The 14747-nt window shown below is 53.8% G+C and carries 17 protein-coding genes; 8 read left to right on the top strand and 9 right to left on the bottom strand.

From position 1 onward, the window contains the following. Positions 1–69: 69 nt before the first annotated feature. Genes RJ53_RS04710 through RJ53_RS04690 form a run of 5 tightly spaced genes read left to right on the top strand, consistent with a single transcriptional unit; the run spans position 70 to position 3080 of the window. Positions 70–264 (top strand): MoaD/ThiS family protein, encoded by a 195-nt coding sequence (locus tag RJ53_RS04710; RefSeq protein WP_211530454.1) that lies wholly within the window; start codon positions 70–72, stop codon positions 262–264. Beyond that, positions 254–1210, top strand: coding sequence for a TIGR00269 family protein (locus RJ53_RS04705; protein WP_211530453.1), 957 nt, complete (start codon positions 254–256; stop codon positions 1208–1210). The genes RJ53_RS04710 and RJ53_RS04705 overlap by 11 nt, the downstream gene beginning before the upstream one ends. Then, on the top strand, positions 1194–1928 hold the full coding sequence (locus tag RJ53_RS04700) for a HesA/MoeB/ThiF family protein (RefSeq protein ID WP_211530452.1): 735 nt from the start codon (positions 1194–1196) through the stop codon (positions 1926–1928). The genes RJ53_RS04705 and RJ53_RS04700 overlap by 17 nt, the downstream gene beginning before the upstream one ends. A gap of 37 nt (positions 1929–1965) precedes the next feature. Continuing rightward, entirely contained in the window at positions 1966–2826 is an 861-nt protein-coding gene (locus RJ53_RS04695; protein ID WP_211530451.1) for a methanogenesis marker 8 protein, read from the top strand. Between the two features lie 56 nt (positions 2827–2882). After that, complete coding sequence (locus tag RJ53_RS04690) at positions 2883–3080, top strand: type II toxin-antitoxin system HicB family antitoxin (protein WP_211530450.1); 198 nt, start codon at positions 2883–2885, stop codon at positions 3078–3080. 23 nt (positions 3081–3103) lie between these two features. Here the strand turns inward: RJ53_RS04690 and RJ53_RS04685 are convergent, their stop codons facing one another. The 4 genes from RJ53_RS04685 to RJ53_RS04670 all read right to left on the bottom strand — a co-directional run bounded on the left by RJ53_RS04685 (position 3104) and on the right by RJ53_RS04670 (position 7847). Continuing rightward, a complete protein-coding gene (locus tag RJ53_RS04685; RefSeq protein ID WP_211530488.1) occupies positions 3104–3739 on the bottom strand; it encodes a DUF5591 domain-containing protein in 636 nt (211 codons plus the stop codon). A gap of 187 nt (positions 3740–3926) precedes the next feature. Then, positions 3927–4073: a DUF4177 domain-containing protein gene (locus RJ53_RS04680; RefSeq protein WP_211530449.1), complete on the bottom strand. Its 147-nt coding sequence runs from the start codon at positions 4071–4073 to the stop codon at positions 3927–3929. A gap of 265 nt (positions 4074–4338) precedes the next feature. Further along, entirely contained in the window at positions 4339–7491 is a 3153-nt protein-coding gene (locus tag RJ53_RS04675; RefSeq protein ID WP_211530448.1) for a type I restriction endonuclease subunit R, read from the bottom strand. Further along, entirely contained in the window at positions 7488–7847 is a 360-nt protein-coding gene (locus tag RJ53_RS04670; RefSeq protein WP_211530447.1) for a Fic family protein, read from the bottom strand. The genes RJ53_RS04675 and RJ53_RS04670 overlap by 4 nt, the downstream gene beginning before the upstream one ends. A 225-nt stretch (positions 7848–8072) precedes the next feature. On the opposite strand from RJ53_RS04670, the gene RJ53_RS11850 reads away from it, so the two are divergent. After that, positions 8073–8222, top strand: coding sequence for a hypothetical protein (locus RJ53_RS11850; RefSeq protein ID WP_343221829.1), 150 nt, complete (start codon positions 8073–8075; stop codon positions 8220–8222). A 480-nt stretch (positions 8223–8702) separates the two neighbouring features. On the opposite strand, the gene RJ53_RS04655 is transcribed toward RJ53_RS11850, so the two are convergent. The 3 genes from RJ53_RS04655 to RJ53_RS04645 form a co-directional block, all read right to left on the bottom strand. Then, positions 8703–9425 carry a hypothetical protein gene (locus tag RJ53_RS04655; RefSeq protein ID WP_211530445.1) on the bottom strand — a complete coding sequence of 241 codons (723 nt, stop codon included), beginning with the start codon at positions 9423–9425 and terminating at the stop codon, positions 8703–8705. Beyond that, complete coding sequence (locus tag RJ53_RS04650; RefSeq protein ID WP_211530444.1) at positions 9385–10680, bottom strand: AAA family ATPase; 1296 nt, start codon at positions 10678–10680, stop codon at positions 9385–9387. The genes RJ53_RS04655 and RJ53_RS04650 overlap by 41 nt, the downstream gene beginning before the upstream one ends. A 77-nt stretch (positions 10681–10757) precedes the next feature. Next, complete coding sequence (locus RJ53_RS04645) at positions 10758–11708, bottom strand: prenyltransferase (RefSeq protein WP_211530443.1); 951 nt, start codon at positions 11706–11708, stop codon at positions 10758–10760. A gap of 151 nt (positions 11709–11859) precedes the next feature. On the opposite strand from RJ53_RS04645, the gene RJ53_RS04640 reads away from it, so the two are divergent. Beyond that, positions 11860–12006 carry a zinc ribbon-containing protein gene (locus tag RJ53_RS04640; RefSeq protein ID WP_211530442.1) on the top strand — a complete coding sequence of 49 codons (147 nt, stop codon included), beginning with the start codon at positions 11860–11862 and terminating at the stop codon, positions 12004–12006. Positions 12007–12113: 107 nt separating this feature from the next. Here the strand turns inward: RJ53_RS04640 and RJ53_RS04635 are convergent, their stop codons facing one another. Then, a complete protein-coding gene (locus RJ53_RS04635) occupies positions 12114–12938 on the bottom strand; it encodes a hypothetical protein (RefSeq protein WP_211530441.1) in 825 nt (274 codons plus the stop codon). Between the two features lie 136 nt (positions 12939–13074). On the opposite strand from RJ53_RS04635, the gene RJ53_RS04630 reads away from it, so the two are divergent. Next, the gene (locus tag RJ53_RS04630; protein ID WP_211530440.1) at positions 13075–13383 is read left to right on the top strand and encodes a ferritin family protein; all 309 of its coding nucleotides are present in this window, start codon (positions 13075–13077) and stop codon (positions 13381–13383) included. Between the two features lie 30 nt (positions 13384–13413). Here the strand turns inward: RJ53_RS04630 and RJ53_RS04625 are convergent, their stop codons facing one another. After that, positions 13414–14733 (bottom strand): condensation protein, encoded by a 1320-nt coding sequence (locus RJ53_RS04625; RefSeq protein ID WP_246495988.1) that lies wholly within the window; start codon positions 14731–14733, stop codon positions 13414–13416. Positions 14734–14747: the final 14 nt, after the last annotated feature.

Here is a 14747-nt window from a genome sequence, read left to right as displayed (position 1 = left end):
ATTCATGGATAAACAATTCTGATCACCAGGCGGTCCGGTTAAGATTGATGCAGATCAACCATTCTCCTGATGCAGGTCATACTCCCTGACAGGAGCATCCGGGTGCTCCCCCCTGAACCGGTGCGGATAGAAGATCTCGTCATCTCTCTTGGATTTTTACCGACCGGGGTGATCGTCACCAGAAACGGCATCATCGTCCCTGAGGATGAAGAGGCGGGCGGCGACGATGAACTCAGGATCATCCAGGTCTCCCATGGCGGGTAAAGGCTGTTCCCTCTGTGGCAAACCGGCGGTTATACGGCTCTTCGATCCCGAGCGGAGGCTTTGTGCCGATCATCTCCTCGCCGATTGTGCGGAACGGGTCGGTGCTGCTCTTGAAGGGCGGATCGCCCCGGGAGATCGTGTTGCCGTCGGCCTGTCGGGGGGCAAGGACAGCAGGCTCCTCCTGATCCTCCTGCACCGGCTGCTTGCATCCTCAGAAGGAGTACACCTTGTTGCGATCACGATCGATGAAGGGATCGCCGGATACCGGGAGGAGACGATGGAGGCGGCCGCAGAGCTCACCTCACGACTCGGGGTTGACCACCGGATCCTATCATTTTCCAGGCTTTTTGGGGCAGATCTTGATGCATTGCTTACCAACCGGGTTGAGCAGGGCTGCACCGTCTGCGGGGTGCTCCGACGACGGGCACTTGAGGTGGGGGCGGCAGATGCGCATGCAACAGTGATTGCAACCGGCCATAATCTCGATGACGAGGCACAGTCTGTCCTGATGAATCTCCTGCGTGGTGATCTCCCCCGGATGGTCCTTGATACCTCCGGCGGTCTCCCGGAATGCTTCATCCCGAGGATCAAGCCGCTCTCGATCCTCTCCGAGAAGGAGATCACCGTCTGCCTGATGGTGATGGGGGAGTTTGTCGATCTCCCGGAGTGCCCGTATGCGGGAGGTGCGCTCCGGGGGGAGGTTCGGGAGATTCTCGCGAATCTCGAGTTCCGCTATCCAGGAACGATGCGGCGGCTGATCTCCTCCCGGGATCAGGTACGGGATATCGTCGGGGCGATTCCGAGGCAGGGGGAGATACAGCGATGCCTCCAGTGCGGCGGGACTGCAAGCGGGGAGATCTGTTCGGTCTGCCGGGTGCTTGAGAGGTCAGATATATCTTCCGGAACAATGATCGATGAGAGGGATACTGATGCTATCGACAGGTGAGCTGGAACGGTACAAACGCCAGATCCTCCTCTTCGGGGAGGACGGCCAGGAGAGGCTGAAGAAGGCGACGATCTTCATTGCGGGTGCAGGAGGTCTTGGATCGCCGATATCACTCTATCTCGCGGCTGCCGGGGTGGGCAGGCTGATCATCGTCGATAATGATGATGTTGATCTGACCAACCTGAACCGGCAGATCCTCCATGGCGACTCCTCTGTCGGGGAGAGGAAGACCGATTCGGCTGCCCGCAGGCTGCGGGATCTGAACGCCGATATTGAGATCGTCCCCATCGATCGCTGGATGGACGAGGAGAGTATCGGCGAGCTTATTCTGGGAGCAGACGGGATCGTTGATGCGATGGATAACTTTCCGACCCGGTACCTTCTCAACAAGGCTGCGCATAAGGAGGAGATTCCGTTCTTCCATGGCGGGATACGCGGCTTCTATGGCCAGGCAACAACGGTCGTGCCGGGGAAGACTGCCTGTTTCGCCTGCATCTTCCCCCATACACCGCCGGAAGAGGTGATCCCGGTCGTCGGGGTGACGGCGGGCTTCATCGGGATGGTGCAGGCAAATGAAGTGATAAAATACCTTCTCGGAACCGGGGAACTGCTCACAAACCGGCTCCTCCTCTGGGATGGGATGCGATCCGAGGTCGATACGATTCCAATTGACAAAAATCCGGATTGTCCGGTCTGCGGTGGAGAGGCAGATTCATGAGAGCTCGGGATGATGGTACTCCACACGAGGGAGATGGATGACAGAATACCAGGATGAACATATTATCGAGGCTATCGGCCGGGCGCGTATTGTGGTCAGGGACGGTGAGGTGATCGAGGTCGGCGAGCCGATGATCCGGGACTGCCCGCTTGCAAAGCGATTCGCCTATCCGATCCCGGAGATGAGCAGAGAGCATATTGCAGAGAATATACGCCACCGTATCCGGGCATTCGGGATGTGCACCCCTGACCGGCAGGTGGAGGATGACCGTGAGTTCGTCGGGTTTGGTGCGTCCGAGATCATCAGCTTCGGAATGAAAGCCGGCATCCTTGATGCCGCGGTCCTTGCCTGCGACGGTGCCGGGACGGTCATCGTAACGAAACCATCGATGGTCCAGGGGATCGGCGGCCGGATGTCAGGACTGGTCCGGACGGTTCCATACCGGTCGGTGATCGAGCGGATCGAGGAGGGGGGCGGGATCGTCCTCGATCAGAATGGAGCAACGATGGACCAGGTGGAAGGGGCAGCCCGTGCGGTTGCGGAGGGGTTTGCCCATATCGCGGTGACGGTCGCACTCCCGGGAGATGCTGAGACGATCCGGGGGTTGTTCCCTGATATCCTGATCATCGGGGTCCATGTCACCGGCCTCTCGGAGGCTGAGGCGGAGATGCTCGTCTCCGCATCAGATATTGTCACTGCCTGTGCATCCGGTTCGATCCGGCGGATCGCCGGGGAGAGGGCGCTCCTCCAGGCAGGGGTTTCGGTTCCGGTCTTTGCGATGACGAAGCGGGGAAAAGAGCTGTTGATCGAGAAGATCCGGCAGTCTGATGAACAGGTCCTGATCAAGCCGACGAAGCTCCCGGCGGGCGGCGGGACGCTGCCGGAGCCGTTGATCTGAGGGAGCCTGTCGCGAGGCACTGCCAGGTTGCCATCATAGAACTAAGAGAGGAAGGGATGAGATTCGATTGCCTGATTGAAAAAGATGAGGATGGGTATTATCATGCCTCTATCCCCTCTCTGCCGGGGTGTTTCACCCAGGCAAAGACCTATGAGGAAGTACTCCACCGATTGCATGAGGCGATAACCCTCTATCTGGAAGTCAGTCCCCCCTCTTGCAAGGATGGGAAAATGGATTCAGTGAAGGATTTATAAAAAATATAAAATGGAATAAAAGGTCACTCTTTTTTGTACCGGTCGTTTCTGAACCGGATCAGCTCTTCACAGAACTCCCCGAGGTACTCATCCATCGAGAGGGAGCCTTCCTGGAAGGCACAGTCTCCCTGCTCGACGATCATAGTGATGACATCGGTTGTCGGGAGGATGAGGTCGATTTCGACACCGGCCTGCTCTGCCCCCCGGATGAACGCCTCCCGGAAGATCCCGAGGCAGTAGGCGATCCGGTACCGGTAGAGGTGGCGTGTCTTCTCCAGGTACCCGGCGACCCGGTCGGTCTCTATCCTGAGGAAGTCGTCAAGGACCTTCTGGTCTTTGCATTTGCCGAGCATGTACTTGTAATGGGCGTAGGGGTACATCTCCTCGAGCTCGGACGGCACGATCCCGCAGGTCCCAAAGACGACGAGATGGTACTGATCATCAGAAAAGACCTGTGAGATGACCATTTTGATCAGCTGGTGGCTCGGGCTTGCGCTGTAAGGTTTTCGCATGGCACAGGGGATGAAGATCCCGATATCCTTTGGCTCAACAGCATACTCATTGAGGATATACTGGTGGGACTCCTCAAACTCCGGGAGGTAGAAGGGGGGGTCGGTGAGGAGGGACTTTTCTGATGGGTTGTTGTTGTTGTCGCCCATGGTTGTCGGGTAGATGTTGGTGGTGGAGGGGGATGAAGGGTGCGGGTTGCCCACAAAGAAGTATCGGTTAGAATGTTCTGTATACTGTCCTTCGAGGTCCCGTTCTGCTGGTAGGGATGAGGAAAAGAAGGCTTATTGAGCCTTAAGCAGTATTGATCAATAAAATGAAATCCTATATCCTGAATCTTCAGGATTTAAGCGGCCTTTTGAAATAATGCCAGATCCAGACAACATCAACCAGCTCCCACCCCTGCTGACCATACTCATTGAGTATCCTCGTGGTCTTCTCTCCCATACCAAGAATTGCAACACATCTGTACTCATACTTCTGCATAGAACACACACTTCCCTTTGAAGGATGTTTTATCACTATTTAATGGGGGTTATGGGAATGATATGACAGGTGCTTATGGGGTGGTTATCCCGCATGGAGTCATGATGATTGGTTAGATCAATTGTCTCGACGGTGTAGAGACAATGATTACCTCTGGAGGGGAAGGTCTATTCTAGCCTTATTCTCATTTTAACATAATTAAAAAAGAAAAAGGCCGAGAGGAGATGAGCAACTTGGGTTATTTAATGGATGAAAAAATCTCCCCCTACCCCGCATACACACTCTCCCCTCCCCCATAATACACATCATACACATGCTGAAAGACGGCGGTCGTCTTCTCCTCATACAGCTCCGTCGTGTAGACCTCCGGGAGGCACTCATCCAGCATCGTATTAATCGTCCGGCGGACATCTGAGAGCGTCTGCTGGCGTTTGCGCCAGTCGAGGACGAGCTTCTCCTCCTTCAGGGTGGCAAGGAGCTTCCGGGCGGTTGCCTTCACCCGCTTCCTCTCGGCGGCTGAGAGCTCGATCATCGGCTTTGTCAGGAGGTCAAAGATCGCCAGCTCCTCCTCATTCAGCTGTTCGCTGACGGTCCGCTGCTCCTCCTCGTTTAAACTCTTCGTGAAGGCGACGAGCCGGTGAAAGAACTCGTCGTCGCTCAGCTTCCCGGCATTATATTCTTCGATCATCTTCTGGAACTGCTCGAGATAATCCATCCGGGTGCGGTTGAGCCGGACCATCGCCATCAGTTTTCGGGCGACGCTTCCCTTCAGCCTCTCGTTCATCGTCCTTTTCTTGCCTTGTCTGAACTTTTGGGCAAGCTCTTCAAAATCGATCCCGCTGATGTCAATCAGCTGCTCTTCTCCATACTGCTGATCCGATTCACGTATGGTGTAGCCATCGGTGGCTATCGACCGGTCAAGCAGCTCCCCGACCTGCTCCATCACGTTTGAGATATCAACCGGCGGCATGAGCGACCGGATACCATCGGCGATGAACCGGATCGGTGAGACATGGGCGGCAAACCGTCTCGCCTCCGGGTCCGGAAGGACCGCCTTATACAGCCGCTGGACCACATTTGCGCAGTCGAGAAAACGCCGTTTGATATCTTCTGAGACGAGGAGGGCCTCAACAGCACGATCCTTCAGGGCGATACGGTCAAATCCTTCCGCAGCCTGTATCGCATCAATATCGACATCATGCTCCTCGCAGAGGCTCCGGGTCTCGGAGAGTGCCTGCTGAAGTGCGGTAACAAGAGCGGATTTATCCTCCACCGGAGTATCGCCCTCCCCCCCTGCACCATAGATGGCAAGGGCCTTCTCAAGATTCCTGAAGACCCCGACATAATCGACGATTAACCCGCTCACCTTCCCGGGATAGACCCGATTTGCCCGTGCTATCGTCTGCATCAGGGTGTGGTTGCGCATCGGCTTGTCGAGGTACAGGGTCGAGCAGCTTGGGACATCAAAGCAGGTAATCCACATTGCACAGACGAAGACCAGCCGGAAGGGATCGTCGGACCGCTTGAACCGCGTCTCGAGATCCTCATCAACCATCCGCCTGCGGTGAGGCCTGATATCAAGCCCTTTCTCAGCCATCTCCGCGATCTCGTTCTGCCCCTGTGAGACGACGACCGCCATATCCGTCTCTCTCATCCAGGCGATCGTATCGAGGAGCTCCTGCCGGTCAGCACCCTCTGCCCCGGTAGATTCTGCAACAAGGTCACTGATCCTGGTATCCCAGTATCTCCTGACCTTGTCATGCATCCGGATGGCGGTCGCCTTGTCGATTGCGATCATCATCGCCTTGCCCCGGAAACCCCGACCGGTGAAGTGATCGACGAGGTCGCGTGCAATTGCCTCGAGCCGGTCATCCCGCGTGATCAGGTGATATTCCCGTGCAAACTCACGCTCAAGCTTCTTCTCCTCTGCCTCATCAAGCTCGTCAGCTTCGAGGAGTGCTGCCATATCGGTATTGAGATTCTCGTTCGTCAGCTGGAGCTGCGGGATCCGGTTCTCATAATAGAGCGGGACGGTCGCACCATCATCCACCGACTGCTTGAAGTCATAGACGCTGATATACTCACCAAAGACCTGCCGGGTCCTCTCTTCGGTGGCGATCAGCGGGGTTCCGGTGAAGGCGAGGAAGGCGGCATTCGGAAGGGAGGTCCGCATATTCATTGCAAGGGTATCGTACTGGCTCCGGTGCGCCTCGTCGGTGATGACGATGATATCCCCCCGTCCGGAGAGGACCGGGTGCCGCTCTCCCTTATCAGTCCTGAACTTGTGAATGAGGGTGAAGACGTACCGGTGATCCTCGGTGAGCAGCTGCCGGAGATGGAGGCTGCTCTCTGCCTGTGCTTTATTCTCGGTCACAACCCCTGCCGATACGAAGTTCCTGTAGATCTGTGTATCAAGCTCCTGCCGGTCGGTGACGATGACAAATGTCCAGTTGCCGGGAACTCTCCGGAGGACCTTCTGGGCAAAGAAGATCATCGAGACGCTCTTGCCGCTCCCCTGGGTATGCCAGAAGACACCGAGTTTGCCATCCCGCTCCCGGATATCGGTGAGGGCGTCGATTGCATTATTGACACCGAGGTACTGGTGATTCTTTGCGACCAGCTTGATGAGGCCCCCCGGGATCTCCTGGAAGAGGGTGAAGTTCTCGACGATATCGAGGAGGCGGTCCGGTGCACAGATCCCATGGAGCATCGTCTCAAGCGAGATACGCCCCGGCTCCTTCTCACTCCCCACCTTCTTCCATTCCGCAAAGTGTTCCCATCCCGCAGTGACGCTCCCAACCCTGCTCTGGCTCCCGTTTGAGACGATGATCATCGCATTTGGCTGGAAGATCTGGGGAATGGTATCTTTGTAATCCCGGATATTGCCGGAAAATCCCGTCTCAAGCCTGCGGTGGGCGGCTTTCAGCTCGATTATGAGGAATGGGATGCCATTGACGAAGCCGACGAGATCGGCCCGCCGGGTGTGCATCTCCCCGGTGACCCAGAACTGGGAGCAGAGGAGGAAGTCGTTGTTTCTGCTCTTCTCCCAGTCGATGATCCGCAGAAGCTCAATCGTCTCGCCATCGCCATCCGGGTCCGGAACCGGCACCCGGATACCATTCTTCAGCAGGTGATAGATCTCCCTGTTGGCGGCGGCCATGCTCATCCGGGAGCGGTCACGGGTGAGATCCGCAATTGCTTCATGGACTGCCTCGACGGATGCATCCGGGTTGAGCCGGAGCAGGGCTTCACGCAGATTTCTCTTGAGAATGACCTCGGATTTCGTCTCCCTGCCCAGGGTGCTGACACCGTGATCAAACTCGTCATAGGCGTTGATCGCCTCCCAGCCAAGCTCCCTGAAGACTGCAATGGCGGGCTGCTCAACGAGGGCATCTTCCGTATATCCGGCAGGGGTCATCTCTCCTCCTCCCCGGCTGCTTTGATGAGTGCACGCCCGGCGGCGGTGGTGCGGTACCGCTGCTTCGGGCTGCGTGGTTTATCGGGGATCATTGGTTCAAGGAGTCCGTCTTCTACAAGGGGTTTTAAGTAGTTTTTACGGAAATTATCTCTGTTTTTTAATTGTGCAGCTTCCTGGAGTTCACCACGTGATCTGTTTTCATGAAGAGCAGCTTGTAGTATGGTAACAACTTGCGGGGTACTTGCATGGTACTTGCATGGTACTTGCATGGTACTTGCACGGTGTCTGTCCGTCTCTCCACCCCCCTCCCCCTTCTTTCCAATTCTGTGTAATCCTCTCCTTGGACTGGTGAGCATTATCAAAAGAGCTCTTTTCTGCTGAAAGGATCTTCTGGATGTGCATACTGCATAGAGGCTTTATGGTATAATGGGACATATGGGTAATGAGGCCAACGGTATAAGTATGGAGCCTGTCGTTTCGCAGTATAAAAATCACATAATGGGACATATGGGTAATGAGGCCAACGGTATATTAGAGATACAAGCCAGTATATCGTTTCAGAGGATAACAAGGCCGTCAGCGTGGTGATCGATATCTCAACATTCGAAAAGACTGAATCGATTATTGAGGATTATGGGCTTGAAAAATATATCCACGAATCTGATGAAGAAGAACCTCTGGATCGCAACCAGGCTCTGAAAAAGTACAGGAAACTGAAGGAATCTGCCTGAAATGCCAGATTGTTTCTATAAAAAGACATTTCTGAAGGATCTGTCAAGAATTCAGAACCTTTTTCAAAAATGTATTGAAGAGATAGTTTTTTGAGAAAATTCCGGATTCTGATGACATCTTTTCTGACTTCGACATCAGCCGGATGAGAGGTATGCCGGGGTATTTCAGGATTCGCATTGGCAGTTAAAGGATCGGCTTTGAACTGACCGATGACGGCCGCATAATCTTTCACCGGGTAAAAAGCAGGGAAGAGATACTCGGTTTTTCCCTGAATGTGAGCTATGAACGTTCCGTTTTTTCCGGAGAGTTGGTTCTTAGGGGTGGTTCTTCCTCCTCCAGAAAAGCAGTGGCTCTTTCTCACCTTCGCCTCCTCTTTCGATGTCCTTATCCTCTTCCTTTGAACTGTTCGGAATTTCCGAATAGTTGCTTCCTGCATGTATGTTGTATGTATTACTGAGTTGTACGTTATTGAGATTGGATTAGCTATTCAGCTGTTGTATGCTGCTGAGAAGATCGGTATACCAGTCTTCATCACTGAACCATTGTTCCTTCACAGAATGTCGGATAAGTGCCTCTTTATCATCGAGGTCTAAGTGGCGTGCAATATCATTCAATGCTTTATGAGGGTCCGTACTCACTCCTGCCGTACCACCTCTGATACATGATCGATTCATCTCCAAAGACTTCGCTACAATGGTCTCTTCCAGACTCTGGGGGATGAATACGAAGTGGAAGTGGAACGAGAAACGATCATCGCTCTCAGAGATCATCGAAATGGTGTGATCTGCCTGCTCCTGCCGTATTGTAATGCCACCTCTCTTTTTCGTCTTCAGAATTTGGTTCATTCCGTCACAATACTGTGCCAGTAAATCTGCAGGCTTACAGTAATCTGCATCCTTCAGAACGATGTAGTGCAGATTCAGTCTCATGGTGCCGAAGAAATCCATAATAGCGGGGACATATCTGGCCATCAACTCATGTCCATTGTCAGAGAGAATGACGAAGCTGCGTTGGGTGGAATGATATTCCGAACGATAGCACTTCTGAAACCCTCCCAGATCCTTATGGAAACAGAGCGGGGGTATGGAGCATTCCTGCCGTATCACCTCATCCAAAAACCAGCAGTCATGTTTCCCCTCGCATAACATCGGACGTATCAACTCAGATCCCCCGGAGATCGATCCTGATCGTCTCGATATCATCGAGAGCTTCTCCTCCGGGGATCTCTTCGATTTCTATCGTATGAGCATCAAGTCGTGGATGCATTTTGATAATCTGAATGGAATCCAGGCAGGTATTCTGGTCCGCTACCTCAAGCAGACTTTGAATGAGGTCGTTGGAATGAGTTGAAATAAAGAACTGTGTTTCCTTTGAGCAAAAGATGATTGCTTCTGCGAGCATCTCAATATATCCCGGATGGAGGGATAGTTCCGGCTCTTCCAGAGTAATCACACCGTTCTTTGCCAGAACACTTAGATAAAAAATCCTGAGCATTGATTTGAATCCATCTCCCATTGATGCCAAAGGAATTGTCCGCTCCTGTCCGCTTAATGAAACATACATCCCTTCATCTGTTTTTCGTATGTCCTCAATATATGGAATTTTAGAAATGATGCGATTATGGGATTCAACGATCAGGTTTCTTCGAACCACTTCATCATGGAGGTCATCAAGCCTCCCCGATTGGGAACCGGTATCATAATCACTTACAAATCCTGTGGATGTATGCAGAGGCGATTGTATCTCATGAAAACTCTTCATCTGGTATCTCATGAAATCGAATACCTCTTCCTGCTGCTGTATATCGTCCCTATTCTCTTTATCCAGGATTACATACAGAAGAGCGGGGGATCCCTTCAGAAAGCCTGAAAATACAATTTTCTTTGTATGATAGAGAACCGATTCGATCTTCTTCTCCAGACCTGTAATATACATTCCGAATCGTTCATCCCTCTCATCATGATCAAATCGAGGCTTGCTGTCCAAAGGAGATGATCCGTCACGCCGTACCTGGTGTTTCCACTGGGGGTTATCTGCATATTTTCTATCCTGAAAGAACCGTGATCTGATTCGATGTATCGTATCGGGCTGATTAAAATGGTCCTGTATTATTTCATTAAAATAGTCACGAATGTGAGAGCCGCTTGTATCTTTTGGGTATCCTTCTGAATAATATCGAAGGGTAATACACATATCTTTACATGATATCTCAATAGTTTTCTCCAGATTATGAAAAAGATACTTCATTGAATATTTTTTTATAATCTCACCTAAAACGTATATCCCCAGTGAATCTTCGCACCTGTTCTCACTGGATTTCAATAACGCAATCGATTCGAGAACAGAGGATTTACCACTGTTATTAGGACCAACAAGAATATTGATACGTTTCGGTGTAAATGATATCTCATCGATGGCTCGATAATTTTTAATTGAAACCTCATGAATATCATTCATATGATGAAAGATGTTGTACTTCTCCAACTTCTATCTTCCGATCATCATTTCGCCTCGTTCCGGTGCTAATACGCCCCTTACACTCCAATCAAAATCAGACACCCTCCGAGAATAAAAACAGTCAGCGAAGCGATGTTCATCCCTGCCTCCCTGCAGATCGCATCCCGCTCATCCGCTGATGAGTGAAGACCCAGAAGACCGGCGGCAAGCGGAAGAAGGGCGGGGAGGAAGAGCCATCCTGCAGGACAGTCGAAAAGCGGCGGCCCGGCCAGAAGGAACACCAGGTAGCTGATACACGCCGCCGCCCCGGCTCCGGTGATGGCCTGGCGTGCCCTCCGCCGGCCATAGGCCGTCACCAGGTTCCGTTTGCCTGAGCGGAGATCAACCTCCCGGTCCGGGAGCTCAACGCTGATGATGAAGAAGAGGCCGAGGAAGAGGAGCGGGATCGAGAAGAGGAGAAAGTCGCTGCTGATCGTCCCTGCCATGACGAAGTACCCGCTCCCGGGGAGGAAGAAGCCGAATGCCAGGAGGGTTGCCACCTCGCCAAGACCCCGGCTGCAGAACCGGAGAGGAGGGGCCGAGTAGACCCAGGAGAGGATTATCCCGGCAAGAACAAACGGGATAATGGCGGCGGTCCATGAGAAAGCGATGACAAAACCGATGGCAAGAATAAGTGATACAATAGAGAGGAGAATGGCAGTAGCGAGGGCATACCCTGCCAGATGTGGCCGCAGAGGAAGGATCCCCGTCCCCCCGGAGACGGGAGAGCGGGCGGCGGGATCATCAGATGAGCGGTCATAATACTCATTACTATAACTGACGCTGAGGTGGGCGGCGGCAACGATAGCATACCCCCAGAGGAACCGCTCCGGGCTGAAGGGGACCCCTGTGCAGACGGAGAAGAGGGAGCCGAGCAGGAAGAGGAAGAATCCGGCTATAAGGAACTGCGGCCTCCCGATCCTGACAAGATCGGCGATGGCTGATACGCTGATACCCGGTTCCGAACCGGACCGTACCTCCTGCTTCATGGAAGGAAGATTACCTGATTCGGCATTAAGCTTATCCTGCACGATTAACTCCACCAGGAACCCGTCCACCTGCAAACTGCTCGTCTATCGTCGAAGAGACCCCGTACATCCATCCACAAAATATATATTCGTAAACATCCGAACAATACCTATGACAAAGACGATCAAATGTGGCGACCAGCCAGGACCAGGCAGATACGTCTGCAAGAAGTGTGGAAAGTCCATCAGGCTCGAAACTGCTGATGAAAAGATCTATCCCTGCCCCCTCTGCCAGTACTGTGAGTACAAGCAGGGCTGATCAGCACCCCCATTCCATACCACATACCCCCTCCCCCACCAACGATCTGCATCCCTCCGGTGGCGGCTACCAGAACCGCCCTTCCTTTTTTTATTACTCAAACCGGGCTATTTCAGCACCCACCGTATAGAGCCATATATACCAAGACCCACCAGCGCAGCCCATGCTGAAAGCAGCAACGCAACCGCTTCCATCCCCCCAACCAGAACCGCTACCACCACAACGGAGAGGCCGAGAATCCGGGCCGCCTGCACCCGGTCGGTATCCAGCACCTCAGAGCCCCGATCATCCGGGGAACGGATCGGCCCCCCCCTGAGGATGACCAGAACAAAGAGGAGGGGGGCGGCGAGCACCAGGAGGGAGACCGGGAAGGCGGCGGGAAGATCCGATCCAGCGAGTCCGAAGCCGCCGCTTAGGAAGATAAGAGCAAGCATCAGGAGGAGTGTTCCCGCCGCAAACCAGATCTGCCGGGGATTGCCGCTCCGCAACCGCCAGTCAAGGAGGAAGGCAGCCACCGCCGCCGGTCCTGCAATCCATACCCCGGCAGAGACCAGCCAGCCGGAGAGGAGGAGAAGGGCGGCAGAATCGAGGACTCCTGCTGGCAGGCCGGTCGTCCTATTCACCACCCGGAGAAGGAGAAGGAGGAAGAGTGATGCCAAAAGACCGTGAACCGGAATGAAGACAAGGAGAGGGATGGAGATCACAGCCGGAAGAAACGCGGCATACTCAGAATCAGGGTCGAGCTCCCGGGCGATTGCCCATGCAAGAAAGACGGCAACTCCTGCGATCAGCCCGGAGATGAACGATTCAGGCGAATCAGCCCCCCGGTACAGAGAAGTTCCCGCGAAGACCAGGAGTATCAGGATGATAATCGCCCGGTTCGTCGGATACGAGGGATCGACGGGGCGGGCGATGGTTGTCAGCTGCTGCATGGTATCTACTCTTCGAACCAGATGATACATAACCCTGCTCTTATAAAATGTACCAGATCCCCAACACATATAACCCCCTGCATATAAAAGCCTATAATGGGCTCAAATCAGCCCATAAAAAAAGGAAGTGATAGAAATGCCAGAATTTGCCAATCCATTCGCAGGAAACAACCTTGACAGAAAGATCTCCCATGAAGAACTCATCCGCACCGTCCGCTACAGCATGGCTGCCGAGTTTGAGGCGATTCAGCTCTATCTCCAGATTGCTGATGCAACAGATAATCCGCTTGCAAAAGAGGTTTTCCGCGACATTGCAGACGAAGAGAAGGTGCATGTTGGGGAATTATACCGTCTTCTTATTGAGCTGGATCCAAAAGAGGGGGATTTCTATCAGGAAGGTATAAAGGAAGTGGAGGAAGAGATTGAAAAACTCAATAAGAAGTGATCGCTTACAAGCAAAATTCGCCTTCCGCTTCTATCCCGGCAGATATGCATCCATACATCCGAGGAACCGCTCCACCGTCTCCGTCGCATAAGGCCCCTCCTCATATCCCGTCATCAGCGTCAGCCTTCCCCTGAAGGTGGAGGCGACGAGGAGAAACCCATACGGCCAGCAGACGCAGGGGAGGGTCTGGATATCCCGGATCTCCGGGAGGAGATCCTCTCCTCCGGTGATATCATCAGGATCAGCAATACCCAGATTTGAGAAGACCGGGTTCTTCAGCCCCTCCTCGGCATGGCCCCGGGCGATCGCATCAAAAAACCCTTCCACGGCAGGCATCCCCCCCTCCAGAAGCGTCTCATAGAAGAGGATGCAGGCAAGGCCGAGATCCCGCTGCTTCTTCCGGCCCATCACCGCCGTCACCTCGCCGATGATATCCGCAAGCCCCGCATCCTCATCGAGAGAGAGCGTGATCTGAAAGGATACTGACGAGTTCCTCGGGAGATCGCCGGTATCCATCCGGTGGTGCCGCCGGAGGTCGGCAGAACTCATGATCGATCGAGGTTCGCCATTATCAGAAGGATTGCCCCGTATCTTTTTGAGAGCCAGGACGTAACAGCCGATGAGGATATCGTTTACCGTCGCCCCATGCTCCCGTCCAAACGCCTTCGCGGCAGCGAGCCGCTCTTGTGGAAATGTCCGGTATGCTATCCTCGGCTCCCCTCTGCCGGTGTACACATACGGAAAGCCCCACCGGTCGATGAAGGGCTCCTCAGCCCGGAGTGCCTCCCGCCGCTCATCCTCGGTGAAGAGTTCAAGGATCTGATCCATCCCCCGGTCATAGGGATCAAGAAGTGGGGCACAGTATCCCGGGTCCCTTATCAGATTCCGGTATATCGCCAGAAGCTGCCGGGTGACGATCCCAAGCCCACCGGCATCACAGAACCCATGATGGCAGGTGACAGAAAGGGTATCGCCATCCGACCGCCGGTACAGCCTCACCCGCACCTGTGGTCCCTTCCGGGGATCGATGGATGGTGGAGGGCGGGGGAGAGGTTCATCCTCTGCACCGGTCACAACCGAGAATGCCATCGCCCAGGCAACCTCAGGGATCGCCTCCCAGACCGGGAGAACGCCATCCTCTGCAAACCGGGATCCAAGGTACGGATTTGATCCTATCAGCTGCATCGTCGCCTCCCGGAGAATCCCGGCATCAAGAGCGCCATCAAAGACGATAACCCTGTGCATCGCCGGATCGAAGAAACGCTCGAATGAGACATTGAAGATATCAAACGGGGAGGCGGGATAGCAGATTGGTGAGGCCATCATCCAGTATTCTGTCCGGAGAACCATAACTGCTTGTATCC

Origin of the sequence: Methanocalculus chunghsingensis (genome assembly GCF_018132105.1) — an archaeon.
Taxonomy (GTDB): Archaea; Halobacteriota; Methanomicrobia; order Methanomicrobiales; family Methanocorpusculaceae; genus Methanocalculus; species Methanocalculus chunghsingensis.
Note: the sequence above shows the minus strand (reverse complement) of the source record. Positions and strands in the feature narration are given on the sequence as shown.

Coding starts and splice junctions, on each gene's coding strand:
- RJ53_RS04710 (WP_211530454.1), top strand. CDS start 70: ATGCAGGTCATACTCCCTGACAGGAGCATCCGGGTGCTCCCCCCTGAA.
- RJ53_RS04705 (WP_211530453.1), top strand. CDS start 254: ATGGCGGGTAAAGGCTGTTCCCTCTGTGGCAAACCGGCGGTTATACGG.
- RJ53_RS04700 (WP_211530452.1), top strand. CDS start 1,194: ATGCTATCGACAGGTGAGCTGGAACGGTACAAACGCCAGATCCTCCTC.
- RJ53_RS04695 (WP_211530451.1), top strand. CDS start 1,966: ATGACAGAATACCAGGATGAACATATTATCGAGGCTATCGGCCGGGCG.
- RJ53_RS04690 (WP_211530450.1), top strand. CDS start 2,883: ATGAGATTCGATTGCCTGATTGAAAAAGATGAGGATGGGTATTATCAT.
- RJ53_RS04685 (WP_211530488.1), bottom strand. CDS start 3,739: ATGGGCGACAACAACAACAACCCATCAGAAAAGTCCCTCCTCACCGAC.
- RJ53_RS04680 (WP_211530449.1), bottom strand. CDS start 4,073: ATGCAGAAGTATGAGTACAGATGTGTTGCAATTCTTGGTATGGGAGAG.
- RJ53_RS04675 (WP_211530448.1), bottom strand. CDS start 7,491: ATGACCCCTGCCGGATATACGGAAGATGCCCTCGTTGAGCAGCCCGCC.
- RJ53_RS04670 (WP_211530447.1), bottom strand. CDS start 7,847: ATGCTCACCAGTCCAAGGAGAGGATTACACAGAATTGGAAAGAAGGGG.
- RJ53_RS04655 (WP_211530445.1), bottom strand. CDS start 9,425: ATGATATCGAGACGATCAGGATCGATCTCCGGGGGATCTGAGTTGATA.
- RJ53_RS04650 (WP_211530444.1), bottom strand. CDS start 10,680: ATGAATGATATTCATGAGGTTTCAATTAAAAATTATCGAGCCATCGAT.
- RJ53_RS04645 (WP_211530443.1), bottom strand. CDS start 11,708: ATGAAGCAGGAGGTACGGTCCGGTTCGGAACCGGGTATCAGCGTATCA.
- RJ53_RS04640 (WP_211530442.1), top strand. CDS start 11,860: ATGACAAAGACGATCAAATGTGGCGACCAGCCAGGACCAGGCAGATAC.
- RJ53_RS04635 (WP_211530441.1), bottom strand. CDS start 12,938: ATGCAGCAGCTGACAACCATCGCCCGCCCCGTCGATCCCTCGTATCCG.
- RJ53_RS04630 (WP_211530440.1), top strand. CDS start 13,075: ATGCCAGAATTTGCCAATCCATTCGCAGGAAACAACCTTGACAGAAAG.
- RJ53_RS04625 (WP_246495988.1), bottom strand. CDS start 14,733: ATGGTTCTCCGGACAGAATACTGGATGATGGCCTCACCAATCTGCTAT.